Raw genomic sequence first — 25688 nt, 5'->3', positions numbered from 1 at the left:
GGTGAGGATTTTTTACTGTGCCGCGTCTTCTTGTTCGTCTAGTTGATAACAGCTCTCTTTAGGGCACCCAGGCGCTACTCTTCTCAAGGACTTTTTTCGATGACCGCTTCCCCTACCGCAGAACGCCCAAGCCTGCGCTCCCAGCGCCTGAACCAGATCACCAACGCGCCCCACACCAAGCTCGATGCGCTGGTCAAAGCCCACGCCCCGTTCGAAACCCAAGCCAACTTCGCCCGCTTCGTGGTCGCGCAGTACCTGTTCCAATCGGAACTCGTGGCGCTGTACAACGACCCTGAGCTGATCAAGATCGTCCCCGACCTGGCTGAACGCTGCCGCGCCGAAGCCGCCAAGCTGGACCTCGGCGACCTGGACACTGAAGTGCCTGCACCGGTCGCTGGCGCTGTCAAGAACCCGAGCAAGGCCGAAGCCCTGGGCTGGCTGTTCGTCTCCGAAGGCTCCAAGCTGGGCGCCGCGTTCCTGATCAAACGCGCCGTGGGCCTGGGCCTGAGCGAAACCTTCGGCGCCCGCCACCTCGGCGAGCCGGCCGGTGGCCGTGCTGAAGACTGGAAAAGCTTTACGCGTACCCTCGACGGCCTTGAGTTCAGCGCCGAAGAAGAAGCCGCAGTAGAAAAAGGTGCAATCGACGCGTTTGTGCGCTTCACCATGCTACTGGAACAGGCGTACGCTAGCGCCCCTGAATTGGCCTGACTGCTGGAATGCGATTAAAAATGTGGGAGCGGGCTTGCTCGCGAAAGCGGTGTGTCAGTCGACATATGCATGACTGAACCACCGCCTTCGCGAGCAAGCCCGCTCCCACATTTGGATCTCATTTCAACCTGATTTTCTGTGATCACCCAACCTATGACCGGCAAAACCCAATCCACCTCAAAAATCGCGCAGATCCTCTTCGGCCTGCTGGCCTACGTCAGCCTGGGCATTGGGTTGGTGGCGATTGTCATACCGGGTTTGCCCACCACTGAATTCATCCTGCTTGCCGCCTGGGCCGCGACCAAAAGCTCGCCGCGCCTGAGTGCCTGGCTGGAAAACCACCGGTTGTTCGGGCCGATCCTGTTCAATTGGCGCAACGGCAAGATCATCGCGCGCCGTGCCAAAGTCAGCGCCACCGTCAGCATGCTGCTGTGCGCCGGTTTGATGCTGGTGATGCTCGATCACGGCTGGCCGATCTACCTGGCAATCGCCGGCATGAGCCTGGGCAACCTGTGGATATGGTCACGCCCGGAACGGCTTGCAGCCCCCGTATAGCGCGGCGTGTAGTCTTTTTCCTACCGCTCATCGCCTTTCCCTCATGAAACATCTCGTTACGCCGATGTTCCGGACATAGCGCCGAATGGACTTGGCTCGCCCTGCTTGCAGGTCAACAAGTCCAATCGCGAGTGAACCTATGTTCGACACCCTCTCTATCCGCTTGAAAATCGTGCTGCTGTCCGGCCTCTGCCTGTTGGGGGTGATTGCACTGGTCGTCGGCGTCAACCTCTACGAAGCCGATCAGAACAACCGGCTGGTCAGCGATTCAAGCTCGCGAATGCTCACCAACAGTGTGCAGAACCTGTTGCAAGCCAAGGCCGGCGAACAGGCGGTACAGCTGCAGAAAACCTTTGGCGAAAGCCTGGTGGTGGTCACCGCACTGGCCGACCAGATCAAGGGCCTGCGCACCACCGCCGCCAAGCGCGGGCTGGAAGCGGGTGCCCTGCGTGAAGAACTCAACCAGAGCCTCAAGACCGCCTTTGAGCGCAACACCAAGGTGCTGGGGATCTGGCTGTCGTTCGAACCCAATGGCCTGGATGGCAAGGACAGCGAGTTTGTCAACGACAAGGCCCGCGTCTCGAATGAAAAAGGCCGCTTTTCGAGCTACTGGAGCCGCGCCGCCGGTGAAGGCTTGAACACGGTGATGGTCGAGGAAGACCTGACCAAGACCACCCTCAATCTCAGCGGTACGCCCTACAACATTTGGTACACCTGCCCACGGGACACGCGCACTGTTTGCCTGCTTGACCCGTACTCCGACGACGTGGCCGGCAAGCAAGTGCTGATGACCACCCTCTCGCTGCCGTTGATCGTCGACGGCAAGGTCATCGGCGTAGTGGGTGTCGACCTGGCCCTCAACACCCTGCAGGCGGTGACCGACGCAGCACAAAAAGAACTCTTCGACGGTGCCGCGCATCTGGAGATTCTCTCCAGCACCGGCTTGATCGCGGCCTACAGCGGCGAGCCGGCGCGGGTCGGCAAAAACCTGATCGACATCCTGGGCGCCGAGGGCAAAGAGATTGTGCAATTGCTGGCCAACGACACGCGCACGATCCGCGAGCAAGACGACACGATCCGCGCCGTGTACCCGGTCAAGCCGATTGCCGACGCCAAGTCCTGGGGCATCGTGATCAAACTGCCCAAGAACGTGATGCTGGCTGACACCTTGAAACTGCAAGGCGTCCTCGACAACGCCCAGGAAGCCGGCACGCTCAAGGCCTTGCTGGTCGGCGCCGCCGCCGCATTGCTGGGCCTGGTGCTGATCTGGCTGACCGCCACCGGCGTGACCCGCCCGATCAACACCGTGGCCGCAATGCTCAAGAACATCGCCAGCGGCGAAGGCGATCTTACCCAGCGCCTGACTTACGCTAAAAAAGATGAACTGGGCGAGCTGGCGAACTGGTTCAACCGCTTTCTCGACAAGCTGCAACCGACCATCGCGCAGATCAAACAAAGCATCACCGAAGCACGCGGCACGGCTGATCAGTCATCAGCCATCGCGCGCCAGACCAGCGAAGGCATGCAGGTGCAGTTCCGCGAAATCGACCAGGTTGCCACGGCGTCCAATGAAATGAGCGCCACCGCCCACGACGTGGCCAACAGCGCGTCCAACGCAGCCAGCGCGGCACGCGGCGCGGACCAGTCGGCACGCGAGGGCATGTCAATCATTGAGCAGAGCACCCGCGACATCACCACCCTCGCCGAAGAAGTCAGCAAGGCAGTGAGCGAGGTCGAGGCCTTGGCGGTGAACAGCGAGCAGATCGGTTCGGTGCTGGAAGTGATCCGCAGCATTGCCGAGCAGACCAACCTGCTGGCCCTCAATGCCGCCATCGAAGCAGCGCGCGCCGGGGAAAGCGGGCGTGGGTTTGCGGTGGTGGCCGACGAAGTGCGCAACCTGGCCAAACGCACACAGGATTCGGTGGAAGAAATTCGCCTGGTGATCGAGCGCATCCAGAGCGGCACCCGTGGCGTGGTGGCCACCATGCATTCCAGCCAGCATCAGGCCCAGAGCAATGCCGGGCAGATCCATCAGGCCGTGCAGGCGCTAGGCAAGATCAGCGACGCGGTCACAGTCATCAGCGACATGAACCTGCAAATCGCCAGCGCCGCCGAGCAGCAAAGCGCCGTGGCCGAAGAGGTCAATCGCAATGTCTCGGCAATTCGCACCGTGACCGAAACCCTCACTGGCCAGGCCACCGAGTCGGCGGCCATCAGCAGTCAACTGAATGCCTTGGCCAGCCAGCAGATGAAGTTGATGGACCAGTTCAAGGTGTAACACCACTGCTGAAACCGATAGAGGTCTCTGTGGGAGCCGGGCTTGCCCGCGATGGCGGTGGGTCAGTCCATACCTTTATGGCTGACACACCGCTATCGCAGGCAAGCCAGCTCCCACAAAGAGCAGAACTGCAGAGGTTTAAAGGCCAGTCCACGCCTGAACAAACGCCGCCACATCTTCCTTCGGCGCAACACGCGGCGGGTTCTGCGGCGTGCCCAGATAAAGGAAGCCAATCACCTCCTCATCCGCCGTCAGCCCCAGGCCTTTCGCCACGTGCGCTGAGTAGGACAGCTCGCCAGTGCGCCACACCGCGCCGATCCCCTGTGCATAAGCCGCCAGCAGAATACCGTGGGCCGCACACGCCGCCGCCAGCAGTTGCTCGGATTTTGGCACCTTGAAGTGTTCTTGCAGGCGGGCAATCACCACCACCACCAACGGCGCGCGCAGTGGGCCGTTCTGGGCTTTGTCGATGGCGGCTTGCGGCGCGTCGGCGTCTTGCAGGCGCGCCGCTTCGGCGAGCAGCGTGCCCATCTGCTCGCGGGCCGCGCCTTCGACGGTGAGAAAACGCCATGGGCGCAACTGGCCGTGGTCCGGCGCACGCATGGCGGCGGCGAACAGCACATCGCGCTGCTCCTGGGTCGGTGCCGGTTCCAGCAAACGCGGCACGGAAACACGGTTGAGCAAAGCGTCGAGAGCCTGCATTGGCCACCTCCAGAGAAAAATGTGCGGCCATTCTAGCGGGAATGAATCGGATTCGACCAAACGATAATTGCTCTTATTCATTGAGCCCCGCCCTGTTAGACTTTGCGGCCTAATTTTGGCCATTGCTTCAGGAAACTTGATGTTCGGTTCGCTTTTTCGCCTGTCCGCAGCGTTGATGGCCTTGAGCCTGACCGCCTGCGATGACGTCCCACGTTTCACCAAGGCCGAACCTGGTGAAGCGCGAGCCGGCGGCGCGACGACGGTGAACAAGCGCGACCAGAACGCCTTTTCCCTGCCCTCGACCAACCTGGCACCGACCCGCCGCCTGGACTTCAGCGTCGGCAACAGCTTCTTTCGCAGCCCGTGGGTGATCGCGCCGTCCACCACCACCGCGCGCGACGGCCTGGGCCCGCTGTTCAATACCAACGCCTGCCAGAACTGCCACATCAAGGACGGCCGGGGTCACCCACCGTTGCCCGACGCGCCCAATGCGGTGTCGATGCTGGTGCGCCTGTCGATTCCCGTGCCGATGACAGAGCCGGCGCCCTACGCCAAAATCATCGAGCAGCTCGGCGTAGTGCCCGAGCCGGTCTACGGCGGGCAATTGCAAGACATGGCCGTGCCGGGCGTGGCGCCGGAAGGCAAGGTGCGCGTGGATTACATACCGGTCAACGTGACGTTCAAGGACGGCACCGTGGTCGAGCTGCGCAAGCCCGACCTGCGCATCACCCAGCTCGGCTACGGCCCGATGCATCCGGATACACTTTTCTCGGCGCGCATCGCCCCGCCCATGATCGGCCTGGGCTTGCTCGAAGCCATCAGCGATGCCGATGTGTTGCGCAACACCGACCCGAAAACGGCCGACAAAGAAGCCCTCGTCGGCCGCGCCAATTGGGTCTGGGATGACGCCCAGCAGAAAACCGTGCTCGGGCGCTTTGGCTGGAAAGCCGGGCAACCCAACCTCAATCAACAAAATGTTCACGCGTTTTCTGGTGATATGGGCCTCACCACGTCCCTGAGACCCTTTGATGACTGCACCGACGCCCAAGTCGCCTGCAAACAGGCCCCCAACGGCAATGGTCCCGATGGCGAGCCGGAAGTCAGCGATAACATCCTGCGCCTGGTGCTGTTCTACACCCGCAACCTCGCCGTGCCGGTGCGCCGTGGCGTCAACACGCCGCAGGTGCTGGCCGGCAAAAACCTGTTCTACCAGGCCGGTTGCCAGGGCTGCCACAAACCCACGTTCACCACGGCCGCAGGCGCCGCCGAACCCGAACTGGCCAACCAAGTGATTCGCCCCTACAGCGACCTGCTGTTGCACGACATGGGCGAAGGCCTTGCCGACAACCGCAGCGAATTCAAGGCCGGTGGCCGCGACTGGCGCACGCCGCCGTTGTGGGGCATTGGCCTGACACAGACCGTCAGTGGCCACACCCAGTTTTTACATGATGGCCGCGCCCGCAATCTGCTCGAAGCCGTGCTGTGGCATGGCGGTGAAGCACACGCGGCGCAGCAGCATGTGCTGTCCTTTAATGCCGAGCAGCGTGCCGCGTTGCTGGCGTTCCTGAATTCTTTATAAGCTTTGCCGCACTTACAGAAGGGAGCTCGACATGTTTCGTCCCAAGTTGTTGTTCACAAGCCTGGCCGCCCTCGCCCTTGGCGCCTGCTCGCCGCAGGACCCGCAAGCGGTGACCTCGGCGGCCATCGCCAAGCAAGTGATCCTGCCGACCTACAGCCGTTGGGTTGAAGCCGACCGCCAACTGGCCGTCAGCGCCCTCGCCTACTGCCAGGGCAAAGAAAGCCTGGAGACCGCCCGCGCCGACTTCCTCCACGCGCAAAAAGCCTGGGCCGAGCTGCAACCGCTGCTGATCGGCCCGCTGGCCGAGGGCAACCGTTCGTGGCAAGTGCAGTTCTGGCCGGACAAGAAAAACCTGGTCGGCCGCCAAGTCGAACAACTGGTCACCGCCCAGCCGCAGATCGACGGCGCCGCCCTGGCCAAGTCCAGCGTGGTGGTACAAGGCCTGTCGGCCTACGAATACATCCTCTACGACGCCAAGACCGACGTCGCCGACGAAGCGCAGAAAGCCCGTTACTGCCCGCTGCTGGTCGCCATCGGCGAGCGCCAGAAAGCCTTGGCTGAAGAGATCCTGGCGAGCTGGAACAGCACCGACGGCATGCTCGCGCAGATGACCAAGTTCCCCAACCAGCGCTACGCCGATTCCCACGAAGCCATCGCTGACCTGCTGCGCGTGCAAGTCACTGCGCTGGACACGCTGAAGAAAAAACTCGGCACGCCGATGGGTCGCCAGACCAAGGGCATCCCGCAACCGTTCCAGGCCGATGCGTGGCGCAGCCAGTCGTCCCTGCAAAGCCTGGAAGCCAGCCTGGCCGCGGCCCAGACCGTGTGGGCTGGCGTCGACAACAAAGGCCTGCGTGGCTTGTTGCCGTCGGAGCAGAAGTCGTTGGCAGACAAGATCGACGCCGCCTACGCCGCGTCTTTGAAGCTGTTCGCCAGCAATCAGCGCACGCTCAATGAAATGTTGGCCGACGACGCCGGCCGCCAGCAGCTCAACGACATTTACGACAGCCTCAACGTGGTCCACCGCCTGCACGAAGGTGAGCTGGCCAAAGCGCTGGGCATCCAACTGGGCTTTAACGCCAACGACGGTGACTGATGATGCTCAGGCGACAGGCTTTGGCGGTGGGCAGCGTGCTGCTCAGCGCGCTCACGTTGGGCGGTTGGACGCTGTTCAAGCAGAAGGGCTCGAACAGCCCGCTGCTGCTGTCCGCACGGGATGATGCGGACGGCAAGCACTACGCCGTGGGTTATCACCTGGACGGCAAGCAGCTGTTTGCCACCCAGGTTGGCCAGCGTTGCCACGACATCATCAACCACCCGACGTTGCCAATTGCGTTGTTTGTGGCCCGTCGCCCGGGCACTGAGAGTTACCTGATCAACCTGCGTGATGGCGCGTTGCTGCAGACCATCACGTCGAATGCCAATCGCCATTTCTATGGGCATGCGGTGATCCACAAGAGCGGCGACTGGTTGTATGCCACCGAGAACGACACGTCCGACCCGGGCCGTGGGTTGCTGGGTGTGTATAAGTTCGAAGGCGAACGGCTGGTGCACAGCGGCGAGATGTCCACCCACGGTATCGGGCCGCACCAGGTCTCGTGGATGCCCGACGGAGAAACCCTGGTGGTGGCCAACGGCGGGATTCGCACCGAGGCTGAAAGCCGGGTTGAGATGAACCTCAATGCAATGGAGCCAAGCCTGGTATTGATGCATCGCGATGGCCGGTTGATCAGCAAGGAAACCCTGGCCCAGCAGATGAACAGCGTGCGTCATATGGGGATTGCCGGCGACGGCACAATTCTCACGGGGCAGCAGTTCATGGGGCCGTCTCAGGAGCGGTCCGAGTTGCTCGCGATCAAGCGACCGGGGCAGCCGTTTGTGGCGTTCCCGGTGGCGGATGAGCAGCTGCAGGCGATGGGGCATTACACCGCCAGCGTCGCAGTGCACAGTGAGTTACGCCTGGTCGCGCTGACGGCGCCACGGGGCAATCGCTTTTTTATCTGGGACATGGACAGCGGCGAACTGCGCCTGGATGGGCCTTTGCCCGACTGCGCTGGCGTGGGTGCGGTAGCGGACGGGTTTGTGGTGACTTCAGGCCAGGGACGCTGCCGCTTCTACGACTGTCGCCAGAAGCAGTTGGTGGCTAAGCCGTTGGAGCTGCCGTCCGGGTTTTGGGATAACCATCTGCACGTGATTTGAAATCGGCACCCGTCCGTGACTGCGGCCACGGACAGGTGCTGGACCCCAAATCAACAGCCAAAAAAAAGGACCTCGCATCGCAAGGCCCTTTCTCGGGGGTTTGAATCTGTTCAACGCTTTATTCAGCTCTGCGGCCTCATGCCCTGAGACATCCCGAACATGAACAACAACAACTCATGATCAGGCTTGACCGCCACATTCGCCTTGGCGATGCGCGGTAACGGACATTGCCCGCCCCCTTGCACCGCACTGAGCACTTGTGTCCGAGGCAGCTCCCAGGCAGCCAGCGCCAGGGCTGAAATGCCCAACGCGCCGACCAGGAACAAACCTCGTGCTATTTCTAGCTTCATCTGGTTAAACCCTTGATAGCGCTGCCAAACGCCGTCTCGTAAAAGTAGCTGAGTTTTTTCCAGTCGGTATCGTTCCACGACGAATGGCGCCGCAGTTGCAGCATGTCATGGGACGCCGCCCGATAAGCGGTCAAACGCTGCCGGCATTTTTCAAAATCCAGCAACGCCACTTCGACTTTGGCCGAGTCGCCTTCGCCGGTTACGCGTACGAACACGTGCTTGATGTACAGGCAGCCATGCTGCCAGCGGCCTTTGTGCATACGTGCCAGGGTGCCCGCCAATTCCTTGAGGAGGCGCTCATGCACCGCCTCACCGTATTGCTCACGACCACCGGCGGCGTACCAGTTTTCGATTTCGTCGAAACCGTCGAGCGACGCAGTCACCAACAACGCTTTCCATTGATGTTCAGGGTCGCGACGTGCCTCGCAGAACACCAGCTCCGGCACGCGTACATTCAATGAACGCAACCCCCTGAGGGCATCACGCTCACGCAGTACGGTCGGGCGCCCAAACGGGTGAAGCCAGCTGCGATAGATGTGACCGGTCTGGCGTTTGCTGTAAAGCAAGCGGCCGTTGGGGCTCATCACGCGTTGCACACCACTTTCACCGCCACGTCGGCGATTGGGTTCTTCAACCCACTCGCCCTGCAGGCGCCAGAAAAAATCGAATCGTTCCTCGGGAGCTACATGACTGCCTACTACGCACTCAACTGCCATCCTGTTACCTCTTACGCAATACATATACTCGCCACATGGCGTAGAGCGGTATGAAGTCCAGGGATTCCTGAACACGGAAACCGGCCTGCTCAAACTCTGCCTCGACAGTAGCAGCCGGTAACACAAACCGGTTTTGGTAACCTTCTTGCTCACCTTTGTTGCGACGTTTCACTTCGGCGCGTTTGCGTTTCCAGGCCTTGAAATTGCCATCCACCCACAACGAAATAATCACGCTGTCGCGGGTAACCCGCTGAAATTCTCGCAGTATTGTCATCCTGTGCGCCGGATCACCAATGTGGTGCAGCAAGCGCATGCAGAAAATACTGTCGACCGAGTTATCCGGTAAATCGATATCAAAGGCAGACGTCTGCAAGGGTCGTACCCGTTTCACCACGTCCGCTGGCTGAGCAACGGTCGCGACCTTGAGCATCGACGCTGAATTATCGGCCCCGATAATCACACGGTTGGGTTTCTCAGCCAACAGCGGCCAGAAGCGCCCGGCGCCGCACGGCAGGTCCAACACCAGGCCAGGTTCGCCGGCCATGGCCAGCGCACCCCGCGCCAATTGCTCGTCGCGCTTGTGGGACAACCGGCGAGCCAGATTGTCCTGATGCTTGAGCAAATAATTTTGCGCGTGCTGATCGTCGTACTTTTCAGAAAAATCGAGCTTGATCGGGGTAGACATCAACGGATCTCCAGTAGCTGATGCCTACAACCTTATGCAGCGAACTGTGATCAACAGGTCAACCCGTTGTGAAAAACTTGTCCTGTCCAATCTCATACATTTCAAGACTTTACAGACACAAGCAATAGCATGGGGCCATCTTCGCCGATTTACGGGGATGTCTGGCAGGATAACGGCAGGGGCAAGTGTCAGGGCTTGACCTGACTCAACTGCACGTGAAAACGACAGCCGTTGGGTTCCATCGTGCTGAGGCTGACCGTCCAACCCTGGTTCTCACAGATACGCTGCACCAGCGACAAACCCAGGCCAAGCCCTTCGCCACGCTTTTCGCTGCCACGCACGAACGGCTCGAACATCGCCTCACGCTTGTCTTCGGGAATCCCTACACCGGTGTCCTCCACCACAAAACCGCTGGGTTCAAGGGTCAGGCGGATGAAGCCCTGCTCGGTGTAATGCAGGGCATTGCGCAACAGGTTGCCCATAACGGCGTGGAGAAAAGTGGTGTTGTAGCGCGCGTCCGAAGGGTTGCCTGGCTGGTAGATCAACGCCAGGCCTTTGCGCTCGATAGGCTCGCGCCAGATGCCGAGCAAATCGTCCGCCACCTGCGCCAGCGTGACCTGCGGCGACATGGCTGCTTCATCGTGTTCGGCACGGGCCAGCATTAGGAAGGTCTGCACCAGCTCGCGCATTTCTTCGCAGGCACGCGCGATGCGCTCAACCTGATTGCGGCCGCGTTGATCGATCGCCGGGTTTTCCAGCAGCAGTTCGCAGGAACTGGCCAGCACCATCAAAGGCGTGCGCAATTCATGGCTGACGTCACTGGTAAACAACTGCTCGCGTGATAACGCCTGACGCAGACGCCCCAGCGTGGCATCGAAGGCCACCGCCAGTTCGCCGACTTCATCCGCCGCATAATCGGGTGCCAGCGGTGGCGCCAGGCCCAGCAACTGGTCGCGATGGCGCACCTGGCGAGCGAGCCGCACCACCGGCGCCATCACTTTGCGCGCCAACACCCAACCAAGGAACACCGCCAGCGCCAGGCTAAGCACGAAGCCCACCAGCACCACGGCAAATAAAACCCGCTCGCGCTCCTCGAAGTCGCTTTGGTCCTGCAGCAGCACATACCGACGGCCATCCACCACTTCGACCATGGCGTGGTACGACAGCGCCTCGCGGAACACCTCATGAAAGCCGGGTTCCAGGTGCCGCAAATCCTTGGGCAGCTCGAAATCCCCGCGCCCACCACTGAAATAGAACAGCTGATCGGGCTCCGGCCGGTGGCTCCAGTCCTCGACGCTGTCCATCAACAACAGCCGTTGCAGGTCGCCGCCCAAGCCCGCCGAAATCAGTTTTTCTTCTACCAGGTGCACGGTCGCAACAATGCCCATGGCGAACGCCCCTGCCACCAACGCACTCATCAAGGCAAAGGCGATGATGATCCGCTGGGCAAGGCTTTGCTTAAACTCCATCACGACCCTCGGCCAGGCGATAACCCACACCGTGCACGGTTTGCAGCAGCGGTTTGGCGAAGGGTTTATCGATCACTTGGCGCAATTGGTGGACGTGGCTGCGCAGGCTGTCGCTGTCCGGGCAGTCATCGCCCCACAAGGCTTCCTCGAGAATTTCGCGACGCAGCACATGCGGGCTTTTTTGCATCAACACCGCGAGCAACTTCAGGCCCACGGGGTTGAGTTTGAGCAGGCGCCCCTCGCGGGTGACTTCCAGGGTATCAAGGTCGTAGTTCAAGTCGCCAACTTGCAGGGCGCGGCGGCCGCCACCCTGGGCACGGCGCAGCACGGCTTCTATGCGGGCGGCCAACTCCGACAGGGCGAACGGCTTGAGCAAGTAATCATCGGCGCCGGACTTGAAGCCCTGCAGCCGGTCATCCAACTGGTCGCGGGCGGTGAGCATGATCACCGGCGTGTCGCGACGGGCGTCTTCACGCAGGCGTTTGCACAAGGTGTAGCCATCGATGCCAGGCAGCATGATGTCGAGCACGATCAAGTCGTAATGCTCGGTAGCGGCCAGGTGCAGGCCCGACAAACCGTCCTGCGCACAGTCCACGGTGTAGCCCTTTAGCCCCAGGTAATCGGCCAGGTTGGCCAGAATATCGCGGTTGTCTTCAACCAATAAAATTCGCATGGGCAGTGTCTCCGTACGCGGTAACGGCCGTGTTGGCTCGCGCAGCTTAAGGCCAAGTGTGGCTCAGGGATAGACCTCAGAGCCGTGTCGATAAAGGTTTTCAACCAATAAGATAAACCAACAAGTTTTTCACTATAGCTTCACAAACTGACTACAGTGTCAGGCCGAAGATCACCGCCCATCGATATAAGGAACATAGACATGGGTTTTCTCAAAACAGCGCCTATGCGCTTTCTGCTGCTCGTCACCGGCACCTGGCTGGTTATTTTCCTGATCACCCGCGGTGTGCTGCTCTTCACGCACCTGGACGAAGTCGCTGGCAACCTGCTGCCGGTGTTTGGCGTCGGCTTGCTCTACGACCTGGGCTTTCTCACCTACGCCGCCCTGCCGCTGGGCCTGTACTTGCTGCTGTGCCCGCCCGCGCTGTGGCGTCGCCGCGGCCATCGCTGGTTCCTGCAGGCTGTGCTGACAGTCAGCCTGTTCGCGATGCTGTTCACCTCGGTTGCGGAGTGGCTGTTCTGGGATGAGTTTGGCGTGCGTTTCAACTTTATCGCCGTCGATTACCTGGTGTACTCCAATGAGGTATTGAACAACCTGTTGGAGTCCTACCCGATCGGCAAGCTGCTCAGTTTGCTGGCGATGTTGGCGATTGTGTTGAGCCTGGCCCTGCGCAAGCCGTTCAACGCGGCGATGCGCGCGCCTCTGCCGCCCATGCGTGGCCGCCTGCTGAATGCCTTGGGCTTATTGATCGTCGCCGGGCTCAGCCTGCAATTGATCAGCCAGGACAGCCCACGCGCCCAGGGCGGTAACGCTTACAACAATGAATTGGCCAGCAATGGCCCGTATCAGTTTTTCGCCGCGTTCCGAAATAATGAGCTCGATTACACACAGTTCTACAAAAGCCTGCCTGACGACGTCGTCGCCAGGCAATTGCGCGCTGAACTCAGTGAGCCCAATGCGCGCTTCGTCGGCACTGACCCGCTGGACATACGCCGGGCAATCACCAACCCCGGCACATTGCGCAAACCCAATATCGTGCTGGTGACCATCGAAAGCTTCAGCGCCAAGTACATGGGCAGCAACGGCGATGGGCGCAACCTCACGCCCAATCTGGACGCCTTGCGTAAACAAAGCCTGTACTTCAGTAACTTTTATGCCACCGGCACCCGTACAGACCGTGGCCTGGAGGCGATCACGCTGGCGATTCCCCCTACGCCAGGCCGCTCGATTGTCAAACGTATCGGGCGTGAAAGCGGTTTCGCCAGCCTCGGCCAACACCTCAGTGCCATCGGCTACGACAGCGTATTTGTCTACGGCGGGCGTGGTTACTTCGACAACATGAACGCGTTTTTCAGTGGCAACGGTTACCGGGTGGTGGACCAGAGCAGCGTGGCCGAATCAGAAATCTCGTTCAAAAACGCGTGGGGCATGGCCGACGAAGACCTCTACCGGCAAACCCTGAAGCTGGCCGACGCCGATTACGCCAAACAGCAACCCTTTTTGCTGCAACTGATGACCACCTCCAATCATCGCCCCTACACCTATCCGGAAGGGCGCATTGATATCAAGTCCGGCAATGGTCGTGACGGCGCGGTGAAATACACCGACCACGCCATCGGCGAGTTCCTCAATGCGGCACGCCAGAAACCCTGGTTCGATAACACGATCTTCGTGTTTGTCGCCGACCACACCGCCGGCAGCGCAGGCAAAGAGGACCTGCCTGTCGCCAACTACCAGATCCCGCTGTTCATCTATGCACCCAAGCTGATTGAAGCGCGTGAAACCGCGCAACTGGCCAGCCAGATCGACCTGGCGCCCACCTTGCTGGGCCTGATCAACCTGAGCTACGAGTCGACCTTCTTCGGCCGCAACCTGTTGCAGGACAATCCGCTGCCGCCGCGTGTCGTCATCGGCAACTACCAACACCTTGGGCTGTTTGACGGCAATGACCTGGCGATCCTCAGCCCGCGTCAGGGCCTGCGTCGCCATGACCAGGCGCTGGGTGAGAGCCAGGAGTTGCGCGTGGGCAGTGACGACCCGTTGATCCAGCGCGCAATCACCTACTATCAGGGCGCGAGCTACGGCTTCAAGCAACAATTGCTGAGCTGGAAGGCACCCAAAGAAGTCATCCCGCAGGTGAGCACACGCTGACCGGCGTGCCGGCGGCAAACACCGCGCATAAAAAAACCCCGCCTGCATCACTGCAGGCGGGGTTTTTCAGGTGCCGGGTAAGGCTGGCTTACATCATGCCGCCCATGCCACCCATGCCGCCCATGTCTGGCATACCGCCGCCAGCCGAGCCTTCTTTCTTCGGTGCATCAGCGATCGCAGCTTCGGTAGTCAGGATCAGACCGCCGATGGAGGCCGCTGCCTGCAATGCCGAACGGGTCACCTTGGTAGGGTCCAGGATGCCCATTTCGATCATGTCGCCGTAGACGCCAGTGGCAGCGTTGTAACCGTAGTTACCTTTGCCGTTCTTGACTTCGTTGACGACAACGCTCGGCTCGTCGCCGGAGTTGGCAGCGATCTGACGCAGTGGAGCTTCAACGGCACGACGCAGTACAGCGATGCCCACGTTCTGGTCAGCGTTGTCGCCTTTAAGGTCAACCAAAGCTTCCAGAGCACGGATCAGCGCAACGCCACCGCCAGGTACCACGCCTTCTTCAACGGCTGCACGAGTTGCGTGCAGGGCGTCTTCAACGCGGGCTTTCTTCTCTTTCATTTCAACTTCGGAACCAGCGCCAACCTTGATCACTGCAACGCCGCCGGACAGCTTGGCCAGACGCTCTTGCAGTTTTTCACGGTCGTAGTCCGAGGAGGTTTCGGCAACCTGGGCACGGATCTGAGTGATGCGAGCCTGGATGTCCTGGTCTACGCCAGCACCGTCAACGATGATGGTGTTTTCCTTGGAGATGGTCACGCGCTTGGCGCTGCCCAGGTTTTCCAGGGTGGCGCTTTCCAGGCTCAGGCCGATCTCTTCGGAGATGACGGTACCGCCAGTCAGAACAGCGATGTCCTGCAGCATGGCCTTGCGACGGTCGCCGAAGCCTGGAGCCTTGACGGCTGCGACTTTAACGATGCCACGCATGTTGTTCACAACCAGCGTCGCCAGGGCTTCGCCTTCAACGTCTTCGGAAACGATCAGCAGTGGGCGGCCGGCTTTGGCAACGGCTTCCAGCACTGGCAGCATTTCACGGATGTTGGAAATCTTTTTGTCGACCAGCAGGATCAGCGGGCTGTCCAGCTCGGCAACCATGGTTTCTGGCTTGTTGACGAAGTACGGGGACAGGTAGCCACGGTCGAACTGCATGCCTTCTACAACCGACAGTTCGTTTTCCAGGCCAGTGCCTTCTTCAACGGTGATCACGCCTTCTTTACCGACTTTTTCCATGGCTTCGGCAATGATGTCGCCGATGGAGCTGTCGGAGTTGGCGGAGATGGTACCGACCTGAGCGATAGCCTTGGTGTCAGCGCATGGCTTGGACAGGTTTTTCAGCTCAGCAACAACAGCGATGGTCGCCTTGTCGATGCCGCGCTTGAGGTCCATCGGGTTCATGCCGGCAGCGACGGCTTTGTAGCCTTCGTTGACGATAGCTTGAGCCAGAACGGTAGCGGTGGTGGTGCCGTCGCCTGCGTCATCGTTGGCACGGGAGGCAACGTCTTTGACCAGCTGCGCGCCCATGTTCTCGAAACGGTCTTCCAGTTCGATTTCTTTTGCTACCGAAACGCCGTCCTTGGTGATGGTCGGAGCGCCGAAGCTCTTCTCGATGATCACGTTACGGCCTTTAGGGCCCAGGGTCGCTTTTACTGCGTCAGCCAGGACGTTGACACCGGTGAGCATTTTTTTGCGGGCGGAATCGCCGAATTTAACTTCTTTAGCAGCCATGATCGATATTCCTTAAATTCTTTGGAGTAACGGAAAAATGAGCGGGAAAATCAGCCTTCCAGTACAGCGAGAATTTCGTTCTCAGCCATTACCAGCAGGTCTTCGCCGTCAACTTTCACAGTGTTGCTGCCGGAGTAAGGGCCGAAAACAACCTTGTCACCGACTTTAACGGCCAGCGCACGCACTTCACCGTTTTCCAGAGTCTTGCCTGGGCCTGCAGCGACGATCACACCGTGGTTGGCTTTTTCAGCAGCCGAACCTGGCAGAACGATACCGCCAGCGGTTTTCTTTTCTTCTTCGCTGCGACGGATAACGACGCGGTCGTGCAGAGGACGAAGCTTGCTCATTGTCGATCTCTCCTAATTGTGTTTTTCATCGGCCGGTATCGGTACCGGCGGGTTGTATTCCGGCTGTGCCGGTCGCGCCTCGCCAAGCAAGACGCGGAAGTCTGTCTGGTGTCGCCACCAGAAACCTTGCGGTGACCGTTACATAAGGGCGCATAAGCTTATTACAAGGGGCCACGGCGGAAATTTTTTATGTTTGCCGACGCACAAAAGCAACACGGCACCCGAAGGTGCCGTGCCAATAAAGCGGTTATTTGCTGTCGCGGTGTTCGAATTCGCCTTCGATCACATCGCCCTCGCGTCCCAACGGCGGGCGCGGAGCCGGGCCACCACGGGGTTGCAGGTCATCGGCGAACGCACGCTGGCGAATCGCCGCTTCTTCGGCGCGCTGGCGCATCTTGCCGGCCAGCAGCTTGCGAGTGACCGGCAGCAACATCACCAAGCCGACCACGTCGCTGATGAAACCCGGCAGGATCAACAGGCCACCGGCCAGGGCCATCATCAGGCCTTGCAGCATGGTTTGAGCGGGCAGCTCGCCGCGGTTCAGGCTTTCACGCGCACGCAACGCTGTGGCCAAGCCGGCGACGCGCAGCACCAGAACGCCGAGCATCGAGCCGAGAATGATCAATAACAGTGCCGGGAAAAACCCGATTGCACTGCTGACTTGAACGAATACGAACAGCTCCAGCACCGGGAACAGCAGAAAGAGCAATAAAAAAGGGCGCATCAAATGGTTCCTCAACGCAAGAATGCCTTGCCAGTCCACCTTAGATGACGTCGCCATTTCGTGAATTCAAGCGTTGGCAGGCTCTTTTTTCGGCCAGACCTCAGCGTGAGCCAATGAAACCAGGGCTTCGCGTACTTGTGTCGGAGTGTTGCAAGGCGTCGCGAACGGCAACCAATGCAGCGACTGGCCAATGCGCAGGTGCATGCCTTCGCTGTCGATGCCGGCCAGTTGCGCGGGTTCAAAGGTCGGCAAGCCGGTCAGCGCGACGTAATGGGCAATGGCCTTGGTGTGGTCGGCGTTCATGTGCTCGACCATGCTGCGCTCAGCCTTGCCTGCAAACGGGTTGGCCAGTGTCAGGTGGTCAACCCAGTGGATCGCACCAAACCCGCCTATATAGCGGTGACGCACCGGCTTAAGTACCCAGAAGTCGAAATCGTGAGCTTTGTGGTAGTTGGCCGAATCGGGGAAGTAACGGTAGTAACGCTCGGCAGCCGCTTCAATGGCGGTGGCATCTTCGAGTTTCTCGGCTTCAGCCAGGTAGGTCAAGCGTCCCACTGCCTGCACGTCATCGGCCTCGCGCTCACCCACCAGCAGCGAGCACTTGGGGTCTTTCTGCAAGTTATGGGTGTGCTGGGCGATACGGCTGATCAGGATCAGCGGGCGACCCTGCTCGTCGAGGCAATACGGCACGACCGAGCCGAAGGGAAAACCGGGCATGGCTTTGGACAATGTGGAGAGAGCCCCACGGTATTCCTTGAGCAACAGCTCTCGGGCGTTCTTGGCAACGTGCGCGCTCAACGTATGACTCCTCGGGTATTCCGCCGCCCACAGCATATGGGAATGGATCTCAACACAAGGTAATCAATATCCGCGCAGGTTGCCAGAGTGCACTTACCAGGCCACACCGAACCCTGCGGTGTAACGGGTCTTGCTCAGGCTGCTTTGCGATTCGCCACTGATGATGTCGCGTTCAGCCTTGAGGTTGAGAGACGCCCATTCGGTGACCTTGTAACGCAGGCCCATTTGCGCATCGAGGGAGTAATCGGACGGCCCGGCAAGCGGCTTGCCCACCTCGCCGTTGGTGAAGAACTCCACGGTCTTGCCCACCAGGTAGCGGTTGTAGTTCCACTTCATGGCCAGCGAGTAGAAATTGGATTTGCCGCCGTCGGCATATTCGTAATCGGTGCGGTTAACCAGCGAACCGAGGGAGAACGCGCCCAGCTCATCGTCCCAGAACTGGTAGCCAGGACCGGTACCGACCGTGCGCTGGCGGGACAAGTCTTCAACCTTGTCGCGCTTGTAGGTCAGGCGGCCTTGCCAGAACCAATGCTCGGTGATGAAACGGTCCAGGTCATATTCCAGCGCCCAGTTGTCGGTGGTGGTGACGTCGTCCTGGAACTCGCGGTTGTATTCGCCCTGCGCGGTATGGCGCCACTGGCCGTGACGGGCCGTGGTCTTGAAGTCCACGTCGTAGTCGTTGGTGTCTTTGTCGGCACGCTTGTAGTCCAGCGCCAGGTCGACATTGCCCTTCCACACCAGGTCTTCGATGACCGGCTTGGGCTTGAGGATTTGCTGGATGCTGGCCAGTTCCACGGTTTTGGGCGCCTCGCCATTGGCCAGCACCACCTTGCCGTCATCCGCAGCTTTCAGGGATTTGGCCTTCTCACCGCTGTACGCGTCCTGCTTGACCAGTAGCTCCTGGTCACTTTCCAGGGTTTTCACCTGCTTCCAATCCACCGGGATGGCCCCTGCGTAGCTGGTCTGAATCAGCAACTTGCCACCGTCGAAGACTTTGATCTTGCCGGTCAGGCGGTCACCGTTCTTTAACCACACGGTGTCAGCGAGCAGGGGCGTGGAGGCGCTGAAAACAGCGAGGCACAGCAGGGTTCTGGACAACATAAGCGTATTCGGGGCTCAGGGTTGGCGAAAAAGGGGCGCTATCGTGTTAGATAGCTACGACTGACTCAAGTATTTATATTGAGTTCAATTCTCAACACCATCATTACAGACGTTTCTTACAAAGACCCTCACGATGCCCACAGTGAATCAACCCGCCGATATTGCGCAAAGCCCGGCAGAAATGCGCCGTACGGCGTTGTACCTGACCTTGGCGCAAGTGCCCGAAGGCTGCGTGGTGAGTTACGGCGAACTGGCGCATCTGGCCGGGCTGGGCCGCGCGGCCCGCTGGGTCGGGCGCACGCTGAGCCAGTTGCCCGAGGACACCCGGTTGCCCTGGCACCGAGTGCTGGGTGCCGGTGGTCGGATAAGTCTGCCAGTGGGCAGTGCCTCAGGTGACGAGCAACGTGCGCGTTTACGCAGCGAAGGTGTCAGTATCCTGAACAATCGCGTTGATATTCAGCGTCATGGCTGGCGCCCGGTAGAGCACAGCGGTTAGAGTGCGCGCTTTGTTTCCGCAAATCTGAGGCAGACTCCAGCCCATGCCCCGTAAAACCTGGCGCGCCGCGCTCGCCGCCTATGCCAGCCCCTCGACGTTAGTGCTGTTGTTGCTCGGTTTCGCCGCCGGCTTGCCTTACATGTTGGTGTTCTCGACGCTTTCAGTGTGGTTGCGCGAGGCCGGTGTGGCCCGCGAGACCATCGGTTATGCGAGCCTGATCGGCTTGGCCTATGCCTTCAAATGGGTCTGGTCACCGCTGCTCGACCAATGGCGTTTGCCGCTGCTCGGTAAACTCGGACGACGTCGCTCCTGGCTGGTGCTGGCCCAGACGCTGGTGATCCTCGGGTTGATCGGCATGGGTTTTTGCGACCCGCAAAAACACCTGTCCTGGCTGATTGCGATTGCTGTGATCGTCGCCTTCGCCTCGGCCACCCAAGACATCGCGGTAGACGCCTATCGCCTGGAAATCGCCGACGACAGCCGCCAGGCTGCCCTCGCCGCCAGTTATATGTCCGGTTATCGCATCGCCGCCCTGCTGGCCACCGCCGGTGCACTGTTCTTTGCCGAAGGCTTCGGCTCGACCGGTTTCAACTATAAGCACTCGGCATGGACCGGCACTTACGTGCTGTTCGGCCTGCTGATGATTCCGGCGCTGCTGACCACTCTGTTCATGCGCGAGCCCAATGTGCCACTGCGCACGCAGTTGCAGGCTGGCCGCTACAGCTTCGTGCATCAGCTGGTCTCGGTGTTTGTACTGATCGTGTTGCTGGTGTCCGTCCCGGCGATGTTCACCCAGCTCTACAACACCGATTTTGCCAGCGTCCTGTTCCACGGCGTCAGCCTGTGGGAGCTGTTAATGGAAGACCGCGCCTTCCTGCGCGCCATCCTCTATATCATCCTGACCACGCTGTGCCTGTCGACCATGGGCCGACGCGGCCTGGCGCCGGTGCTGACGCCGGTCAACGACTTTATCCTGCGCTACCGCTGGCAAGCCTTGCTGCTGCTCGGGCTGATCGCCACCTATCGCATGTCCGACACGGTGATGGGCGTGATGGCCAACGTGTTCTACATCGACCAGGGCTTCACCAAGGACCAGATTGCCGGAGTGAGCAAGATTTTCGGCCTGATCATGACCCTGCTCGGCGCCGGCATGGGCGGCTTGCTGATCGTGCGCTTCGGGATCCTGCCGATCCTGTTTATCGGCGGCGTGGCCTCGGCCGGCACCAACCTGTTGTTCGTGATGCTCGCGGACATGGGCCCCGACCTGCAGATGCTGATCTTCACCATCTCGCTGGACAACTTCAGTTCCGGCCTTGCCACGTCGGCGTTTGTCGCCTACCTGTCGAGCCTGACCAACCTCAAGTTCTCGGCCACCCAATATGCGCTGCTCAGCTCGATCATGCTGTTGCTGCCGCGCCTGATTGGCGGTTATTCAGGGGTGATGGTGGAGAAGTTCGGCTATCACAACTTCTTCCTGATCACCTGCCTGCTGGGCGTACCGACGCTGTTCCTGATTGCCCTGCACTGGTTTCAGGAAAATCGACGGATTCGGTTGAGCCCGCCCACCGAAGAATGACTCACCTCGGTCAATGTGGGAGCTGGCTTGCCTGCGATAGCATCAGCGCGATGTAACTGATACACCGCATCGCAGGCAAGCCAGCTCTACACAAGCCCGGTCGCCACAGAAACACCCCGCGACCTCATGCCTGTACTCCGGCAGCAACCGCCCGTACAATCCCAAGTCATTTCAAGTCCAAGCAACCGACAACGGCCTACCATGCGTACCAGTCAATATTTGCTCGCCACACAGAAAGAAACGCCTTCCGACGCGGTTGTGATCAGCCACCAGCTGATGCTGCGCGCCGGCATGATCCGCAAACTGGCCTCGGGCCTGTACACCTGGCTGCCCATGGGCTTGAAGGTGATGCGCAAGGTCGAAGCCATCGTTCGCGAAGAAATGAACGCCGCCGGCTCTCTGGAAGTGTTGATGCCGAGCACGCAACCGGCTGAGTTGTGGCAGGAATCCGGGCGCTGGGAAGAGTACGGCCCTGAATTGCTGCGCTTCAAGGACCGTCATGGCCGCGATTTCTGCGCCGGCCCGACCCATGAAGAAGTGATCACCGACCTGATGCGCAACGAGCTGAGCAGCTACAAGCAGCTGCCGCTGAACCTGTATCAGATCCAGACCAAATTCCGTGATGAAATCCGCCCACGCTTCGGTTTGATGCGCGGCCGTGAATTCATCATGAAGGACGCCTACTCCTTCCACGCCGACCAGGCCTCCTTGCAGGTCACCTACGACCGCATGCACCAGGCCTACTGCAACGTGTTCACGCGCCTGGGCCTGAAATTCCGCCCGGTTGAAGCGGACAACGGCTCCATCGGCGGCGCCGGCTCCCACGAGTTCCACGTACTGGCCGAGTCCGGCGAAGACGATATCGTCTTCAGCAACGGTTCCGACTACGCGGCGAACATCGAGAAAGCCGAAGCCGTGCCACGGGAAACGTCCCGCCCGGCGCCAAGCGAAGAGCTGCGCCTGGTGGACACCCCAGAGACCAAGACCATCGCGGCGCTGGTGGAAAAATTCAATCTGCCGATTGAAAAGACCATCAAGACCCTGATCGTGCGCGCCGAAGAAGAAGGCAAGCTGATCGCCCTGGTCATCCGTGGCGACCACGAGCTCAACGAAATCAAGGCTGCCCAGCAACCTGGCGTGGCCAGCCCGCTGGTCATGGCCACCGATGCCGAACTGCGCGACGCGATTGGCGCCGGTGCCGGTTCGCTCGGCCCGCTGAACCTGCCGCTGCCGATCATCATCGACCGTTCGGTCGAACTGATGAGCGACTTCGGCATTGGCGCCAACATCGACGACAAGCACTACTTCGGCGTGAACTGGGAGCGTGACCTGCCAGTTCCAACCGTGGCCGACCTGCGTAACGTTGTCGCCGGCGACCCAAGCCCGGATGGCAAGGGCACCCTGGAAATCAAACGCGGCATCGAAGTCGGGCACATCTTCCAGCTGGGCAACAAGTACAGCAAGGCGATGAAGTGCGAAGTGCTGGGCGAGAACGGCAAGCCGATCACCCTCGACATGGGCTGCTACGGCATTGGTGTTTCCCGTGTGGTGGCAGCTGCCATCGAACAGAACAACGACGAGAAAGGCATCATCTGGAGTGACGCCCTGGCCCCATTCCAGGTGGCCCTGGTACCGCTGCGCTACGAAACCGAGCAAGTACGCGAAGCCACCGACAAACTGTATGCCGAACTGACGGCTGCCGGCTTTGAAGTGCTGCTGGATGACCGGGACAAGAAAACCAGCCCGGGCATCAAGTTTGCTGACATGGAACTGATTGGCATCCCGCACCGGATCGTGGTCAGTGACCGCGGCCTGGCCGATGGCAATCTGGAATACAAGAGCCGGACCGAAGCCGAAGCCCAACCGTTGCCGGTGGCTGACGTGCTGTCTTTCCTTCAGGCGCGTATTCGTCGCTGAAAACCAGATCAAGAGAAGTCATGTTCAAGCGAAACACCAGAGCCCTGGGGGGCGCCGCCTTGTGCGGCGCCCTGCTGGTCAGCGGCTGCGCCAACCAGATGTCGCAACGCAGTGAGCACGAGGAGCGGGTCGAGCGCAAATTGCTCGACCACAGCCTGCAGATCGATGTAGGTGAACCCAAAGTGCTGGAACTGCCGCAACGCCGGGTTCGCATTCACGAGCAGAAGACCTTTGAGGTCACTGAATTCGAAGTCACCCGCCGTTACGATCGCTACACCCCCTACCAACCCTGGCGCAAACTCTACGAGATGCCCTTGGGCGCGGTCGCCCTGGTGGCTGGCGCGGGGGCCAACGTGGCGAACATCTTCGCCCTCGGCAACCTGCCGACCAGCATGACGCGTGACTGGCTGAGCTACGGCGTGGACGGCATCAACCCGTTCATGAACGTGCAATCCCACGGCCGTGCGCAACAGAACCTGGCAGGGATCGATGAAGTCCAGCGTGACAAGCGCACGGAGTATTCGAGCCTGCCCTGGAGCGAGCGCCCGGTACAGGTCACCGCCGGCAAGCAGACCCATGAGCTGACCACCGACCGCGACGGCGTGCTGCGCCTGAACCTGTTGGACAGCCCGTTTGCCGAGCAGGACCTGAACCGCGTCACGACCTTGAAGATCAGCGTGGAAGATGGCCAGGACGACGTGCACTCAGACTCCACCCTGGCGATCAGCAACACCCTGCGCGGCAAGTTGCTGGAAGCCCATGGCCTGATCTACGACGACCTGGAAGACGACGAAGTCAACCAGTGGGTGCACCGGGTCAAGCGCCTGTCGGAGTTGGGCCTTGAGGAAGAAGCCAGTGAGCTGGAACAGAGCCTGATCGAACTGACCCGCAATGATCCCGAGTTGCAGCAGGAGTTTGTGCAGGCGCTGACCAAGGATGCGGGGCGGTTGGTGGCGGACCCTGGGGCACGCTAGGACCTCAGGGCAGGTAAAGATCTAAATATGGGAGCGGGCTTGCTCGCGAAAGCGATGTATCAGTGATGAATGTATCGACTGACACGGCGCCTTCGCGAGCAAGCCCGCCCCCACATTTGGCTCCCGGTTTTTACCAGGGAAACTGCAGCTGTTCGTTACCGCTGCTCAGATCCAGCAACCGCACCCCAATCCCCAGCAACCGCACCGGCTTGCCGCCGCGATTGAACGCCTGGGTCAACAGCTGTTGATAACTCTCCAGATCCCGCCCTGCCCCAGCTTGCTCCAGGGTGGTTTGGGTGAAGTCGTGAAACTTCACTTTGACGAACGGCTTGCCCGCGCGATAGCTGCTGTCGATGCGCGCCATGCGCCCGGCCAGGGTTTCCATCAGCTCGGGCAGTTTCGCCAGGCAACTTGAGAGATCCGGCAAGTCCACGTCGTAGGTATTTTCCACACTGATGGATTGCCGACGGCTGTCGTTCTGCACCACGCGGTCATCAATCCCACGAGCCAGGCTCCAGAGCCGCTCGCCAAAACTGCCGAATTCACGCACCAGCGCCAGCTTGTTCCACTCACGCAATTGCAGGCAGTCTGCAATCCCCAGGCGCGCCAGCTTATCGGCGGTCACCTTGCCAACGCCGTGCAACTTGTTCACCGGCAACTGGGAGACGAAGTCTTCGACCTGATCCGGGGTGATCACAAACAGGCCGTTGGGTTTTTTCCAGTCGCTGGCGATCTTGGCCAGAAACTTGTTCGGCGCAACGCCCGCGGAGACCGTGATGTGCAGCTGGTTGGAGACCCGGCGGCGAATGTCTTGAGCGATGCGCGTGGCACTGCCGCCAAAGTGCGGGCTGTCAGAGACGTCCAGGTAGGCTTCGTCCAGCGACAGTGGCTCGATCAGGTCGGTGTAATCGCGAAAGATCGTCTGGATTTCTTTCGACGCTTCCTTATAGGCGTCCATGCGCGGCTTGACGATGGTCAGGTCCGGGCACAGCTTCAAGGCGTGGCGCGATGACATGGCCGAACGCACCCCGTAAGCCCGCGCCTCATAGTTACAGGTGGCGATCACCCCTCTTCTGTCGGCCGAGCCGCCGACCGCGAGGGGCTTTTGTGCCAGGCTCGGATCGTCGCGCATCTCGATGGCGGCGTAGAAGCAATCACAGTCGACGTGGATGATTTTGCGCTGCGTCATATAAACAGAGGGTGTAATCCAACGGGCGGCCAGTATCGCATTCACCCCTGTATATAGCACCAGTAGTTTGAATCTTCCGCTTGAGCGGTAGGAAATTTCACTGATGAATTTATTTTCTCAATCGAAATTCGCCTGCCAATAGAGCTGAAACCCTCGGCCACACTGGCCTCGCGACCTTCCAAGGCTTGCCTTGGAGAGCTAACCGATTGAACCACAAGCGCTTTTCTTCGATTCACAGGTTGACACACTCGCGTTCCTCTGTAGAATGCCGACACACAGACGCGGGATGGAGCAGTCTGGTAGCTCGTCGGGCTCATAACCCGAAGGTCGTCGGTTCAAATCCGGCTCCCGCAACCAAACATCAAAAAAGGCTACTCGAAAGAGTGGCCTTTTTTGTGCGCGCTTGTTTTGCATGTGTACGCAAATTGTAAGACAGAAAAATCTTTGTCCGTCGCGCACTTACCGCACATGGTCGGGGTGAAAGACGCTAATTCACACTAATTTGACCCATCGACCCATTAACGGTTGACACCTCGGCGTTGGGCTGTAGAATGCCGCCCACAGACGCGGGATGGAGCAGTCTGGTAGCTCGTCGGGCTCATAACCCGAAGGTCGTCGGTTCAAATCCGGCTCCCGCAACCAAACATCAAAAAAGGCTACTCGAAAGAGTGGCCTTTTTTGTATCTTGCGAAAAAGTTCTTCTGAAACAATGGCATGGCATCTTTCATGAAACCGTACACGGTTTGTAGAGTCCATCTCATTGCAA

Annotated in this window: 23 protein-coding genes and 2 tRNA genes; 13 read left to right on the top strand and 12 right to left on the bottom strand. The window is 60.0% G+C overall.

What is annotated here, in order from left to right; genetic code table 11:
* The first annotated feature begins 99 nt into the window (after positions 1 to 99).
* The 3 genes from L8K08_RS22215 to L8K08_RS22205 all read left to right on the top strand — a co-directional run bounded on the left by L8K08_RS22215 (position 100) and on the right by L8K08_RS22205 (position 3541).
* On the top strand, positions 100 to 708 hold the full coding sequence (locus L8K08_RS22215) for a biliverdin-producing heme oxygenase (RefSeq protein WP_242199934.1): 609 nt from the start codon (positions 100 to 102) through the stop codon (positions 706 to 708).
* 153 nt (positions 709 to 861) lie between these two features.
* Entirely contained in the window at positions 862 to 1263 is a 402-nt protein-coding gene (locus L8K08_RS22210; protein WP_145165428.1) for a YbaN family protein, read from the top strand.
* Positions 1264 to 1402: 139 nt separating this feature from the next.
* Positions 1403 to 3541: a methyl-accepting chemotaxis protein gene (locus tag L8K08_RS22205; RefSeq protein ID WP_145165430.1), complete on the top strand. Its 2139-nt coding sequence runs from the start codon at positions 1403 to 1405 to the stop codon at positions 3539 to 3541.
* A 138-nt stretch (positions 3542 to 3679) separates the two neighbouring features.
* Here L8K08_RS22205 and L8K08_RS22200 read toward each other — a convergent pair whose 3' ends face one another.
* A complete protein-coding gene (locus L8K08_RS22200) occupies positions 3680 to 4243 on the bottom strand; it encodes an NAD(P)H nitroreductase (RefSeq protein ID WP_242199932.1) in 564 nt (187 codons plus the stop codon).
* A gap of 139 nt (positions 4244 to 4382) precedes the next feature.
* On the opposite strand from L8K08_RS22200, the gene L8K08_RS22195 reads away from it, so the two are divergent.
* Genes L8K08_RS22195 through L8K08_RS22185 form a run of 3 tightly spaced genes read left to right on the top strand, consistent with a single transcriptional unit; the run spans position 4383 to position 8021 of the window.
* Positions 4383 to 5822 (top strand): di-heme oxidoredictase family protein, encoded by a 1440-nt coding sequence (locus tag L8K08_RS22195; RefSeq protein ID WP_242199931.1) that lies wholly within the window; start codon positions 4383 to 4385, stop codon positions 5820 to 5822.
* A gap of 31 nt (positions 5823 to 5853) precedes the next feature.
* Entirely contained in the window at positions 5854 to 6918 is a 1065-nt protein-coding gene (locus tag L8K08_RS22190) for an imelysin family protein (protein WP_242199928.1), read from the top strand.
* Between the two features lie 2 nt (positions 6919 to 6920).
* Complete coding sequence (locus tag L8K08_RS22185; protein ID WP_242200005.1) at positions 6921 to 8021, top strand: DUF1513 domain-containing protein; 1101 nt, start codon at positions 6921 to 6923, stop codon at positions 8019 to 8021.
* Positions 8022 to 8143: 122 nt separating this feature from the next.
* Here the strand turns inward: L8K08_RS22185 and L8K08_RS22180 are convergent, their stop codons facing one another.
* From L8K08_RS22180 to colR, 5 genes are all read right to left on the bottom strand, one after another.
* On the bottom strand, positions 8144 to 8371 hold the full coding sequence (locus L8K08_RS22180) for a hypothetical protein (protein ID WP_145165438.1): 228 nt from the start codon (positions 8369 to 8371) through the stop codon (positions 8144 to 8146).
* Complete coding sequence (locus L8K08_RS22175; RefSeq protein ID WP_119736897.1) at positions 8368 to 9087, bottom strand: lipopolysaccharide kinase InaA family protein; 720 nt, start codon at positions 9085 to 9087, stop codon at positions 8368 to 8370. The genes L8K08_RS22180 and L8K08_RS22175 overlap by 4 nt, the downstream gene beginning before the upstream one ends.
* 4 nt (positions 9088 to 9091) lie before the next feature.
* Positions 9092 to 9772 (bottom strand): class I SAM-dependent methyltransferase, encoded by a 681-nt coding sequence (locus tag L8K08_RS22170; RefSeq protein WP_145165440.1) that lies wholly within the window; start codon positions 9770 to 9772, stop codon positions 9092 to 9094.
* 188 nt (positions 9773 to 9960) lie between these two features.
* Entirely contained in the window at positions 9961 to 11241 is a 1281-nt protein-coding gene (locus tag L8K08_RS22165) for a HAMP domain-containing sensor histidine kinase (RefSeq protein ID WP_145165442.1), read from the bottom strand.
* Positions 11231 to 11914, bottom strand: a complete 684-nt coding sequence (gene colR, locus L8K08_RS22160; RefSeq protein WP_003208587.1) for a two-component system response regulator ColR — start codon at positions 11912 to 11914, stop codon at positions 11231 to 11233. The genes L8K08_RS22165 and colR overlap by 11 nt, the downstream gene beginning before the upstream one ends.
* A 201-nt stretch (positions 11915 to 12115) precedes the next feature.
* On the opposite strand from colR, the gene L8K08_RS22155 reads away from it, so the two are divergent.
* Entirely contained in the window at positions 12116 to 14065 is a 1950-nt protein-coding gene (locus L8K08_RS22155; RefSeq protein ID WP_242199926.1) for an LTA synthase family protein, read from the top strand.
* An 88-nt stretch (positions 14066 to 14153) separates the two neighbouring features.
* On the opposite strand, the gene groL is transcribed toward L8K08_RS22155, so the two are convergent.
* The 5 genes from groL to L8K08_RS22130 form a co-directional block, all read right to left on the bottom strand.
* Positions 14154 to 15800: a chaperonin GroEL gene (gene groL, locus L8K08_RS22150; RefSeq protein WP_106578329.1), complete on the bottom strand. Its 1647-nt coding sequence runs from the start codon at positions 15798 to 15800 to the stop codon at positions 14154 to 14156.
* A gap of 50 nt (positions 15801 to 15850) precedes the next feature.
* Positions 15851 to 16147, bottom strand: coding sequence for a co-chaperone GroES (locus L8K08_RS22145; RefSeq protein WP_017846112.1), 297 nt, complete (start codon positions 16145 to 16147; stop codon positions 15851 to 15853).
* 247 nt (positions 16148 to 16394) lie between these two features.
* Entirely contained in the window at positions 16395 to 16871 is a 477-nt protein-coding gene (locus L8K08_RS22140; protein WP_242199924.1) for an FxsA family protein, read from the bottom strand.
* A gap of 66 nt (positions 16872 to 16937) precedes the next feature.
* Entirely contained in the window at positions 16938 to 17669 is a 732-nt protein-coding gene (locus L8K08_RS22135) for a HugZ family protein (protein ID WP_106578328.1), read from the bottom strand.
* 93 nt (positions 17670 to 17762) lie between these two features.
* Positions 17763 to 18770: a DUF481 domain-containing protein gene (locus tag L8K08_RS22130; RefSeq protein ID WP_145165448.1), complete on the bottom strand. Its 1008-nt coding sequence runs from the start codon at positions 18768 to 18770 to the stop codon at positions 17763 to 17765.
* A gap of 133 nt (positions 18771 to 18903) precedes the next feature.
* Between L8K08_RS22130 and L8K08_RS22125 the strand changes: the two genes are divergently transcribed.
* The 4 genes from L8K08_RS22125 (at position 18904) to L8K08_RS22110 (ending at position 23733) form a co-directional block, all read left to right on the top strand.
* The gene (locus L8K08_RS22125) at positions 18904 to 19266 is read left to right on the top strand and encodes an MGMT family protein (RefSeq protein ID WP_145165450.1); all 363 of its coding nucleotides are present in this window, start codon (positions 18904 to 18906) and stop codon (positions 19264 to 19266) included.
* 43 nt (positions 19267 to 19309) lie between these two features.
* On the top strand, positions 19310 to 20842 hold the full coding sequence (locus tag L8K08_RS22120) for an AmpG family muropeptide MFS transporter (protein WP_242199923.1): 1533 nt from the start codon (positions 19310 to 19312) through the stop codon (positions 20840 to 20842).
* A gap of 201 nt (positions 20843 to 21043) precedes the next feature.
* A complete protein-coding gene (locus L8K08_RS22115; protein WP_106578324.1) occupies positions 21044 to 22759 on the top strand; it encodes a proline--tRNA ligase in 1716 nt (571 codons plus the stop codon).
* A 20-nt stretch (positions 22760 to 22779) separates the two neighbouring features.
* Entirely contained in the window at positions 22780 to 23733 is a 954-nt protein-coding gene (locus L8K08_RS22110) for a hypothetical protein (RefSeq protein ID WP_106578323.1), read from the top strand.
* Between the two features lie 130 nt (positions 23734 to 23863).
* Here the strand turns inward: L8K08_RS22110 and dinB are convergent, their stop codons facing one another.
* Positions 23864 to 24922 (bottom strand): DNA polymerase IV, encoded by a 1059-nt coding sequence (gene dinB, locus L8K08_RS22105; RefSeq protein WP_242199922.1) that lies wholly within the window; start codon positions 24920 to 24922, stop codon positions 23864 to 23866.
* Between the two features lie 280 nt (positions 24923 to 25202).
* On the opposite strand from dinB, the gene L8K08_RS22100 reads away from it, so the two are divergent.
* Together L8K08_RS22100 and L8K08_RS22095 are read left to right on the top strand one after the other, a co-directional pair.
* A tRNA-Met gene (locus tag L8K08_RS22100) sits at positions 25203 to 25279 on the top strand.
* Between the two features lie 208 nt (positions 25280 to 25487).
* A tRNA-Met gene (locus tag L8K08_RS22095) sits at positions 25488 to 25564 on the top strand.
* Positions 25565 to 25688 lie beyond the last annotated feature (124 nt).

The organism is Pseudomonas sp. TREG-RG-20F-10-E-6-01 (assembly GCF_022662455.1).
Classification (GTDB): domain Bacteria; phylum Pseudomonadota; class Gammaproteobacteria; order Pseudomonadales; family Pseudomonadaceae; genus Aquipseudomonas.
The sequence above is the reverse complement of the archived record's forward strand: the minus strand, read 5'-3'. Positions and strand labels throughout refer to the sequence as shown.

What these genes read in the sequence shown, in the direction of transcription:
- L8K08_RS22195 (WP_242199931.1), top strand. Translation starts at nt 4,383, where the DNA reads ATGTTCGGTTCGCTTTTTCGCCTGTCCGCAGCGTTGATGGCCTTGAGC.
- L8K08_RS22125 (WP_145165450.1), top strand. Translation starts at nt 18,904, where the DNA reads ATGCCCACAGTGAATCAACCCGCCGATATTGCGCAAAGCCCGGCAGAA.
- L8K08_RS22175 (WP_119736897.1), bottom strand. Translation starts at nt 9,087, where the DNA reads ATGGCAGTTGAGTGCGTAGTAGGCAGTCATGTAGCTCCCGAGGAACGA.
- L8K08_RS22120 (WP_242199923.1), top strand. Translation starts at nt 19,310, where the DNA reads ATGCCCCGTAAAACCTGGCGCGCCGCGCTCGCCGCCTATGCCAGCCCC.
- dinB (WP_242199922.1), bottom strand. Translation starts at nt 24,922, where the DNA reads ATGACGCAGCGCAAAATCATCCACGTCGACTGTGATTGCTTCTACGCC.
- L8K08_RS22200 (WP_242199932.1), bottom strand. Translation starts at nt 4,243, where the DNA reads ATGCAGGCTCTCGACGCTTTGCTCAACCGTGTTTCCGTGCCGCGTTTG.
- L8K08_RS22130 (WP_145165448.1), bottom strand. Translation starts at nt 18,770, where the DNA reads ATGTTGTCCAGAACCCTGCTGTGCCTCGCTGTTTTCAGCGCCTCCACG.
- L8K08_RS22215 (WP_242199934.1), top strand. Translation starts at nt 100, where the DNA reads ATGACCGCTTCCCCTACCGCAGAACGCCCAAGCCTGCGCTCCCAGCGC.
- L8K08_RS22205 (WP_145165430.1), top strand. Translation starts at nt 1,403, where the DNA reads ATGTTCGACACCCTCTCTATCCGCTTGAAAATCGTGCTGCTGTCCGGC.
- L8K08_RS22115 (WP_106578324.1), top strand. Translation starts at nt 21,044, where the DNA reads ATGCGTACCAGTCAATATTTGCTCGCCACACAGAAAGAAACGCCTTCC.
- L8K08_RS22170 (WP_145165440.1), bottom strand. Translation starts at nt 9,772, where the DNA reads ATGTCTACCCCGATCAAGCTCGATTTTTCTGAAAAGTACGACGATCAG.
- colR (WP_003208587.1), bottom strand. Translation starts at nt 11,914, where the DNA reads ATGCGAATTTTATTGGTTGAAGACAACCGCGATATTCTGGCCAACCTG.
- L8K08_RS22180 (WP_145165438.1), bottom strand. Translation starts at nt 8,371, where the DNA reads ATGAAGCTAGAAATAGCACGAGGTTTGTTCCTGGTCGGCGCGTTGGGC.
- L8K08_RS22165 (WP_145165442.1), bottom strand. Translation starts at nt 11,241, where the DNA reads ATGGAGTTTAAGCAAAGCCTTGCCCAGCGGATCATCATCGCCTTTGCC.
- L8K08_RS22210 (WP_145165428.1), top strand. Translation starts at nt 862, where the DNA reads ATGACCGGCAAAACCCAATCCACCTCAAAAATCGCGCAGATCCTCTTC.
- groL (WP_106578329.1), bottom strand. Translation starts at nt 15,800, where the DNA reads ATGGCTGCTAAAGAAGTTAAATTCGGCGATTCCGCCCGCAAAAAAATG.
- L8K08_RS22145 (WP_017846112.1), bottom strand. Translation starts at nt 16,147, where the DNA reads ATGAGCAAGCTTCGTCCTCTGCACGACCGCGTCGTTATCCGTCGCAGC.
- L8K08_RS22110 (WP_106578323.1), top strand. Translation starts at nt 22,780, where the DNA reads ATGTTCAAGCGAAACACCAGAGCCCTGGGGGGCGCCGCCTTGTGCGGC.
- L8K08_RS22185 (WP_242200005.1), top strand. Translation starts at nt 6,921, where the DNA reads ATGCTCAGGCGACAGGCTTTGGCGGTGGGCAGCGTGCTGCTCAGCGCG.
- L8K08_RS22190 (WP_242199928.1), top strand. Translation starts at nt 5,854, where the DNA reads ATGTTTCGTCCCAAGTTGTTGTTCACAAGCCTGGCCGCCCTCGCCCTT.
- L8K08_RS22155 (WP_242199926.1), top strand. Translation starts at nt 12,116, where the DNA reads ATGGGTTTTCTCAAAACAGCGCCTATGCGCTTTCTGCTGCTCGTCACC.
- L8K08_RS22140 (WP_242199924.1), bottom strand. Translation starts at nt 16,871, where the DNA reads ATGCGCCCTTTTTTATTGCTCTTTCTGCTGTTCCCGGTGCTGGAGCTG.